The organism is Bradyrhizobium sp. Arg237L (assembly GCF_029990105.1).
Classification (GTDB): domain Bacteria; phylum Pseudomonadota; class Alphaproteobacteria; order Rhizobiales; family Xanthobacteraceae; genus Bradyrhizobium.
Genome location: NZ_JAQMIL010000078.1, coordinates 40,004 through 48,675 on the forward strand (window position 1 = coordinate 40,004; position 8,672 = coordinate 48,675).

The window sequence follows — 8,672 nt, forward strand, 5'->3', positions numbered from 1 at the left end:
GCCCCAAACTTGCCATCAAGCTGCCACTGAGATTTGATGCTTCCTGATTTGGGTGGAGCATCAATGCATTTGGCCCCGCGCCAACGAGGAGAGCTTTGTATGACGAAACTTCGTCACCTGATCTGGATGGTCATTGCCGCAGGCGGCCTGATGCTTTCGGCCTCGCAAAGCCAGGCCCAGGCGCCCGACGTCGGCGATCAGCCAGGCCTGGTCCCCGACGATAACGTCGAGCTCGATCCGGAATGGCGCAAGCAGGTGGTCTACTACCGCACCAACGAAGCGCCGGGAACCATCATCATTTCGACCAAGGAGCGCCATCTCTATCTGGTCCAGGGTAACGGCCGCGCCATCCGTTACGGTATCGGCGTCGGCCGCGAAGGCTTCCAGTGGCAGGGGCTCCTGAACATCACCCGCAAGGCGGAATGGCCGGACTGGACGCCGCCGCCGGAAATGATCGCACGCCAACCCTACCTGCCGCGCTTCATGGCCGGCGGCCCCGGCAACCCGCTCGGCGCCCGCGCGATGTATCTCGGCACCACCGTCTACCGCATCCACGGCACCAACCAGCCCAATACCATCGGCACTGCCATCTCCTCCGGCTGCTTCCGGCTGGTCAATGCTGATGTCGCCGACCTCTACGATCGCGTCCCCGTCGGCACCAAGGTGATCGTCCGGCAAAAGCCCGAACTGTAACCGTCTCTGCCTCCCTTCCTGACGCCCTATTTCCCTCATCATCTGGTGAAAATAAATGATGCGCACATTTCGAGGCGGCCTGCTGATCGGGCTCGCGGTCGCGGCCCTGGTTGCAGCCGCCGCCATCATCTATGAGCGATACGACACCAAGACTTTGAAGCGCACCGTTCGCCGCGGCGAGGTGCTGTGTGGTGTCAACAAGGGCCTGCCGGGCTTCTCGATCCCCGACGAGAAGGGCAACTGGACCGGCTTCGATGTCGACTTCTGCCGCGCGGTGGCGGCCGCGATCTTCGACGATCCGTCCAAGGCGAAATTCATCCCGCTCGATGCCAGCGAGCGCTTCAAGGAGTTGCAGAGCCGGAAGGTGGACATCCTCTCGCGCAACTCGACATGGAGCATGTCGCGCGAGACCAATTACGACCTCTATTTCCCGGCCGTCGCCTATTATGACGGCGAAGGCTTCATGCTGCCGCGCTCGCGCAACATCGATTCCGCACTGGATTTGAACGGCAGCAAGGTCTGCGTGCAGGCGGAGACCACGACGCAGCTCAACCTCGCCGACTATTTCCGTATCAACAATATGAAATATACGGAGATGAAGTTCGGAAAGCTCGAGGATGTCGTCAAGGCCTATGACAGCGGACAGTGCGACACCCTTACCGCCGATGCTTCCCAGCTCTATGCGCTCAGGCTCAACCTCTCCAAGCCCAACGACCACATCATCCTGCCCGACATCATCTCGAAGGAGCCGCTCGCGCCCGTGGTACGGCTGCGCGACGACGATTGGATGATGATCGTGAAATGGACGCTTTATGCGATGATCAACGCCGAGGAGCTCGGCATCACCTCGAAGAACATCGACGAGGCGATGAAATCGAAGAAGCCCGAAGTGATGCGGCTGGTCGGCACCGAGGGCTCCTATGGCGAGGACCTCGGCCTGACCAAGGACTGGGCCGCCCGCATCATCCGCCATGTCGGCAATTACGGCGAAATCTACGACCGCAATGTCGGCAGCGAGTCGCAACTGAAGATCCCGCGCGGCCTCAACCAGCTCTGGAGCGCCGGCGGCATCCAGTACGCCCCGCCGATTAGGTAGGGGCCACATACGCCGTCATTGCGAGGAGCGCAGCGACGAAGCAATCCACGCTTCCGCAAGCGGCGAGATGGATTGCTTCGCTTCGCTCGCAATGACGGGATAGAGTTCAATACCCCTTCACCCTTGCCAACTGATCGGCGTGGAAATTGCTGTCGCCGAACAATTCCTGGCAGACGCGGGCGCGCTTCATGAAGAAGCCGATGTCGAACTGGTCGGTCATGCCCATGCCGCCATGCATCTGCACGCCTTCCTGCACGGCCAGCGTCGCCGTCGTGCCGGCGCGCGCCTTGGCAACGGCGACGGCGCTGCCCGCATTGGCCGTATCAGCATCGAGCGCCTGCAGCGCCTTCAGCACCGCAGCGCGGGTGATTTCGATATCGATGTAGAGCTGGGCAGCCCGGTGCTGCAGCGCCTGGAATTCGCCGATCGGTTTGCCGAACTGCTTCCGCTCCTTCAGGTAAGCGACGGTGCGGCCGAACACCTCTTCGCTCAAACCCACCATTTCCGACGCGACCGCGCCGCGGCCGACATTGAGCACGCTTTCGAGCAGCGGATAGCCCTGGTCGACCTCCCCCAGCACGCTGTCGGCATTGACCTCGACACTGTCGAACACGATGCGCGCCGCGTTGTGGGAGTCCACCATGATGGTGCGCTCTCTCGCAATCCCTTTGGCCTTCGGATCGACCAGGAACAGAGTCACCCCGTTCTTCTCCCCGGCGCTGCCGGCCGTGCGCGCCGCAACGATCAGGAGACCGGCGGTATGGCCATCGACGACAAGCGCCTTGTCGCCATTCAGCTTGAAGCCGTTGCCACTGCGTATCGCCTGCATCCTGGTCTGCAGCGGCCGATGCTTGGCGCCTTCATCGACCGCGAGCGCAGCGAGCAGCGAGCCGTCGGCAATCCTGGGCAGATGCTGCGATTTCTGCGCCTCGCTGCCGCCGCGCGACAGCGCCGAGGCTGCAAGCACAGACGTGGCAAGGAACGGCGACGGCATCAGCGTGCGCCCTATCTCCTCCATCACGATCCCGGCCTCGACCGCGCCGAGCCCGCTGCCGCCGAATTGTTCTGATACCAAGAGGCCGGAGAAGCCCATCTCGGCAAAGGTGTTCCAGAGCTCGCGCGAGAAGCCGGTTTCGTCCTTGCTGTCGCGCAACTGGCGCAGATGCGAGACCGGCGCCTTTTCACTGATGAGGCCGCGCGCGCTGTCGCGCAGCATGGATTGTTCTTCATTGAGGATGAGGGCCATGGTGTATCAAGCTCCGGGCAGGTCGAGGATGCGCTTGGCGACGATGCCGAGCATAACCTCTGACGTGCCGCCCTCGATCGAATTGGCCTTGGTGCGCAGCCAGGCGCGCGGCCGGGCGCCGCCGCGGGAGCGCTCGCTCTCCCACTCCAGCGCGTCGATGCCGCCGGCCGACATTAGGATCTCATAGCGGCGCTTGTTGAGCTCGGTGCCGTAATATTTCATCGCCGAGGAAAATGCCGGATGCGCCTGCCCCGCTTTCGCCAAATCAACGGCGCGCTCGGCGGCCGCGGCGAGCGCCGCTTCATCGACTTCGAAGCTCGCGATCTGGCTGCGCAGCACCGCGTCATCCAGCCGCCCCTGCGTATCGGCGCCGATCGAGTCCGCCGCGATCTGTCCGAGCGGACGGCCGACGCCGCGCTCGCCCATGCCCGAGATCATCGCGCGCTCGTGCTGCAGCAGATATTTCGCCACGTCCCAGCCGCGGTTGATGGCGCCGACAACGTGCGACTTCGGCACGCGCACATTGTCGAAGAACGTCTCGCAGAACGGCGAATAGCCGGAGATCAACAGGATCGGCTTTGTCGACACACCTTTCGAGGTCATGTCGAACAGGATGAAGCTGATGCCGTCATGCTTCTTCGCGGCTGGATCGGTGCGCACCAGGCAGAAAATCCAATCCGCATAGTTGGCATAGGACGTCCAGATCTTCTGACCGTTGATGATGAAATCATCGCCGTCGCCCTCGGCCCGCGTCTGCAGCGAAGCGAGGTCGGACCCGGCATTCGGCTCGGAATAGCCCTGGCACCAGCGGATCAAGCCGGCCGTGATCTTCGGCAGATGCTCCTTCTTCTGCGCCTCCGTGCCGTATTTGAGCAGCGCCGGCCCAAGCATGGAGATGCCGAACGAGGTCAGCGGCTGCCGCGCGCCGATCGCCGCCATCTCCTGGCGCAGGATCTTCGCCTCCTCGCCATCGAGCCCGCCGCCGCCATATTCCTTCGGCCAATGCGGCACCGTCCAGCCCTTGTCGCGCATCCGCTCGAACCAGACCCGCTGCGGCTCGGAGGAGAACTTTGCGTTCCGACCGCCCCAGAACGTGTCGTCGTTCGAGGTCATGGGCTTGCGCATCTCCGGCGGGCAGTTCTGCTCCAGCCAGGCGCGGGTTTCGCTGCGGAATTTTTCAAGATCGGCCATGGCGCGTTTCCATCTGACGAATTGTTGAAACGACCTTAGCCGCCGGATCGTGGAATTCAATATCTCCCTGCGCCCAGCGCCGGTGGCCGCGCGGCTGAAAGGGGTGTATTCGCTTCCTGGCGTAACGATTGAAAAACAAGAGGAAACGGACATGAGGCTGAAGCTGCTTTCGCCTGGCGAAATGAACGAGGCGCAAAAACAGACCTATGACGAGGCTATTGCCGGCAAGCGCGGCTCGGCGCCGGCGCCGATGATGGCCTGGCTCAACAGGCCGGAAATGGCGAGGCATGCCACGCGGCTCGGCGAGATGCTGCGCTTCAACACAATGTTCCCGCCAAAGCTTTCGGAGATCGCGATCCTCGTCACCGCGCGCCACTTCACCGCGCATTATGAATGGTTCGCGCACAAGCGCCTCGCGCTGAAGGGCGGCCTCGATCCGAAGATCATCGACGACATCCGCGACCGCCGCACGCCCGAATTCGACGACCCCAAGGCCAGGATGATCTACGACGTGGCGAAATCGCTGCACGAAGGCCTTGGGCTGTCGCAGCCGCTCTATGATGAGGCGGTCGCGCTGCTCGGCGAGCGCGGCGTGGTCGAGATCATCGGGCTCTGCGGCTATTACACGATGGTGTCGATGACGCTGAACACGTTCGAATTCGGCTTGCCGGATGGCGAGGTGTCGGAACTGGCGTGAGCCAGGGACGCTGCCGGAAACACAGGGTTTCAGGATAGGCCGGTACCGCGCGGTTCGGTTCATCGCTAGATACTGTTTTTCAACCGGAGCAGCAGCATGGCGCAAAATCCTCCCATCATCGCCGGCACGCGGATCGGGCATGTGCACCTAAAGGTCGCCGATCTCGATCGCGCGCTCGGCTTCTATTGCGGCGTGCTCGGCTTCGAGCTGCAGCAGCGCATGGGTGCCGGTGCCGCGTTCATCTCGGCGGGCGGCTACCATCACCATATCGGGCTGAACACCTGGGAGAGCAAGGGCGGCAATCCGCCGCCGCCCGGCACCACCGGCCTGTACCACACCGCGATTCTCTATCCGACCCGACCAGCTCTCGCGGACGCGCTCCACCGCGTGCTCAGCGCTGGTATCGCACTCGACGGCGCCAGCGACCATGGCGTCAGCGAGGCGCTCTACCTGCGCGACCCCGACGAGAACGGCGTCGAGCTCTATTGGGACCGGCCCGAGGCGCAATGGCCGCGCACGCCGGACGGTGCGCTTGCGATGTTCACCAAGCGGCTCGATCTCGAGGATTTGCTGCGGCAGCGGGAAGTCTGAGCCTCGTAGCCCGGATGGAGCGAAGCGCAATCCGGGGACGCCTCGGAAGATTCCCGGATTTCGCTTCGCTCCATCCGGGCTACGCAATGCCGCGCCCGCGGATCATGATCAACACGGCCGCGATCAACTGGAGCGCGATGCAGCCGTAGAACGGCAGCGTGTAACTCCCCGATATATCGCGCAGCAAGCCGACCACGCCCGGACCGAAGGCATAGGTGATCTGGTTAATGGCGGTGACCAGGCTCACCAGCACCCCGAACGAGCGCGGATCGAATTCGCGCTGCACGATCAAGGCCGGCAGCGTGATCAGATTGCCGACCGAGAAGCCGAAGGCGGCGCAGGCCGCAACCAGCACCCAATCGCTGCGCAGGTTGATGATGACGAGCAGCGCCACGGCCTGACTGACAAAGGACAGCGCCGACGCCAATCGCTGATTGAGCCGGTCGATCACGAAGGAGAACGTCACGCGACCGACCACCGCCATCGCGGTCAGAAGCGCCATCGCCACCGCCGCGCGCTCGCGGCCGATCACCTGATCCAGGAACGAGATCAGGTGGACGATGAAGCCGACCTGGGCAAACAGCACCAGGGCAAACGCGATCGAGACCGAGAGGAAGCCGAGATCGCGAAGCGCACGGGCGCGGATCTGCGTCGGCGACGGCCCTCCCGCCGCCGACAGCGCCACCGCCTCGATATGCGCCGGCGGCCGGCCGACGAACAGCACAATCACCGGCACCATCACCGCGACCATCGCGATGGCCGCCACGGTCATCGCGCCGGAGAAGCCGAAATATCCGATGCCGGCGATAAGCAGGGGCACGCCGGCGATGCCGCCAAAGCTCGCGCCGTTCAGCGCCAGGCTGATCGCCATGCCGCGCTTCTTGTCGAACCACAGACCGAGCGTGTTGGTGATCATGCCGAGGCTGGTGCCGGCCCAGCCGAAGGCGAGCACGGCATCGGCAAGATAAAGCTGCCAGGGCTCGCGCACCTGCCCGATCGCGACCGCCGCCGCAGCCATCGCGATCGTGCCCGCGATCAAGCAGCTCCGCGGACCGAACGCCTTGATCGCCTCGCTGACGAAGACGACGAGCCCCGCGCCTGCGAGATAGAAGAACGTGGTGCCGGAGGAGATCAGCGATGCCGGCCAGCCGCGCAGGCGCTGCAGCTCGGCGACATAGACGCTCTGGCCGTAAAAGCCGAGCCCCCAGCCGAACGTTGCGAGCAGGAAGCAAACCAGCACGATGCGCCAACCGTCGTAGCGGAGCGCGGTCTCGTCGGTGCTGGTGTGAGTTGATGCGTCCACGGTTCTTGCTTGTCGTTTGTCTGTTGGTCTAGCCGTCATGCCCGGGCTTGACCCGGGCATCCACGTTCTTTTCGGCCGCCAAGGACGTGGATGGCCGGGACGAGCCCGGCCATGACGAACACCATTAGCAGGGCTTGCTAGATCATCATTTCGATCACCACCGAACTGTCAGCAGTTGTCAGCAAGTCCTCAAATAGTTGGTTCCGGAAACTCATCGACCGTTCGCAATTTCGCCCGCCGCTTCGCAAGCGATACGATCCACAGCACGGCGAGCCCCAGCACCACCGGCGGGAACACGACAAGATTCACCGCCGACCAGCCGTAATTGGCGAGCAATTGGCCGGAGGAGAACGAGCCGATCGCCATCGTCCCGAACACCAGGAAATCGTTGAACGCCTGCACCTTGTTGCGCTCCTGCGGCCGGTGCGTCTCCAGGACCAGTGCGGAGGCGCCGACGAAGCCGAAATTCCAGCCGACGCCGAGCACGATCAGCGTCGCCCAGAAATGCAGCGTGGTCAGGCCGGAGAGCCCGATCGTCGCCGCAAGCGCCTCCAGGAGCAGGCCGAGCGCGACGATGCGCGATGCGCCGAAGCGGGCGATCAGCGAGCCTGTGAAGAAGCTCGGGCCATACATCGCGATGATGTGCCATTGGATCGCGAAATTGGAATCGCTGAGCGAGAGGCCGCACATCTTCATCGCGAGCGGCGCCGACGTCATCACCAGGTTCATCATGGGATAGGCGATGATGCCGCACAGCGCGGCGGCGATGAAGCGCGGCTGCCGCGCGATCTCGAGCAGCGGCCGGCCCCCATGCAGATCGACCGCGGCCGGCTTTGGCGCATCGACGCCGGCCAGCACCGCCATCGCGACCAGGGCGACGAACGCCTGCATCAAGAAGCTGAAGGCGAAGAGATAAGGCGGCCAGATGTCCATGGTCCACTGCACGAGCTGCGGACCGAGCACGCCGGCGAATACGCCGCCCGCCATCACCCAGGACACCGCCTTGGGCCGGAACGCGGCGCTGGCGCCGTCGGCGGCGGCGAAGCGATAGGATTGCGCCACCGCGCCATACAGGCCGCCGAGAAAGGTCGCGAGGCAGAACAGCCAGAATGCGCCGCGCAGGATCGCGAAGGCGCCGAGCGCGCCGGTCAGCGCGCCGCAGCCGGTGCCGATGATGAACGCCGTGCGGCGGCCATAGGCGCGCGAGATCGCCCCGGTCGGCAGCGTGCCGGCGGCAAGCCCCAGCACATACATCGACAGCGGCACGGTCGCGAGCGAGACGCTCGGCGCCAGCGTCGCGCCGACGATCGAGCCGGTCGCGAAGATGACCGCCGAATTGGCCCCGGTCAGCGCTTGTGCCGCAGCCAGCCGCAGCACATTGGCGCGCGCCCGCGCGTCGTCGGCGATCTCATCGCTGGTTGTGGCACTCATCGACGTTCCCATCCCAAGGCGCCCGGCAGGGAACCTCGCTGTTGCAGGCGCACTATGGAGAGCGGACGCCGCCCGATCAACCAGCGCAAACGGACGCACGTTATGCAGGTGGCGCTGTGTGTCCCGCGTCACGGCCACGCTTCGCAATGACGGTGAGGTCTGATTCGCATGTCAAACAGCTCTCCGCTGTCATCGTCCGGCTTGACCGGACGATCCAGTATTCCAGAGACGGTAGTGCTTGAGCCGAGAGGCCGCCGGATACTGGATGCCCCGCCTGCGCGGGGCATGACGGTGGAGTGTGGTGAGAGGATGTGAGTTCGCATTCTCGCGGCGCGTTACGCCCGAGCTTTGATTCACTTTCCACCCTCCTCGAGATCAGAGGGCGCAGGGAAAGCCGGGTGCCGGTTGCACCCATGGGTCCCGT

At 64.1% G+C, this 8,672-nt stretch carries 8 protein-coding genes; 4 read left to right on the forward strand and 4 right to left on the reverse strand.

Going from position 1 to position 8,672, the window contains the following annotated elements:
* The first annotated feature begins 99 nt into the window (after positions 1-99).
* Positions 100-693, forward strand: coding sequence for a L,D-transpeptidase (locus OZ411_RS34900; protein WP_130578331.1), 594 nt, complete (start codon positions 100-102; stop codon positions 691-693).
* Positions 694-751: 58 nt separating this feature from the next.
* Positions 752-1,789, forward strand: a complete 1,038-nt coding sequence (locus OZ411_RS34905; protein WP_282531568.1) for an amino acid ABC transporter substrate-binding protein — start codon at positions 752-754, stop codon at positions 1,787-1,789.
* 106 nt (positions 1,790-1,895) lie between these two features.
* Here OZ411_RS34905 and OZ411_RS34910 read toward each other — a convergent pair whose 3' ends face one another.
* Both OZ411_RS34910 and OZ411_RS34915 read right to left on the reverse strand, forming a co-directional pair.
* Positions 1,896-3,035 (reverse strand): acyl-CoA dehydrogenase family protein, encoded by a 1,140-nt coding sequence (locus tag OZ411_RS34910; RefSeq protein WP_282531569.1) that lies wholly within the window; start codon positions 3,033-3,035, stop codon positions 1,896-1,898.
* A 6-nt stretch (positions 3,036-3,041) separates the two neighbouring features.
* Positions 3,042-4,226 carry an acyl-CoA dehydrogenase family protein gene (locus OZ411_RS34915; RefSeq protein ID WP_282531570.1) on the reverse strand — a complete coding sequence of 395 codons (1,185 nt, stop codon included), beginning with the start codon at positions 4,224-4,226 and terminating at the stop codon, positions 3,042-3,044.
* 151 nt (positions 4,227-4,377) lie between these two features.
* Between OZ411_RS34915 and OZ411_RS34920 the strand changes: the two genes are divergently transcribed.
* Together OZ411_RS34920 and OZ411_RS34925 are read left to right on the forward strand one after the other, a co-directional pair.
* On the forward strand, positions 4,378-4,923 hold the full coding sequence (locus OZ411_RS34920) for a carboxymuconolactone decarboxylase family protein (protein ID WP_282531571.1): 546 nt from the start codon (positions 4,378-4,380) through the stop codon (positions 4,921-4,923).
* A gap of 96 nt (positions 4,924-5,019) precedes the next feature.
* Positions 5,020-5,514 carry a VOC family protein gene (locus OZ411_RS34925; protein ID WP_282531572.1) on the forward strand — a complete coding sequence of 165 codons (495 nt, stop codon included), beginning with the start codon at positions 5,020-5,022 and terminating at the stop codon, positions 5,512-5,514.
* Positions 5,515-5,593: 79 nt separating this feature from the next.
* Here OZ411_RS34925 and OZ411_RS34930 read toward each other — a convergent pair whose 3' ends face one another.
* A complete protein-coding gene (locus OZ411_RS34930) occupies positions 5,594-6,817 on the reverse strand; it encodes an MFS transporter (RefSeq protein ID WP_282531573.1) in 1,224 nt (407 codons plus the stop codon).
* A gap of 189 nt (positions 6,818-7,006) precedes the next feature.
* Positions 7,007-8,248, reverse strand: a complete 1,242-nt coding sequence (locus OZ411_RS34935; RefSeq protein ID WP_282531574.1) for an MFS transporter — start codon at positions 8,246-8,248, stop codon at positions 7,007-7,009.
* Between the last annotated feature and the right edge of the window lie 424 nt (positions 8,249-8,672).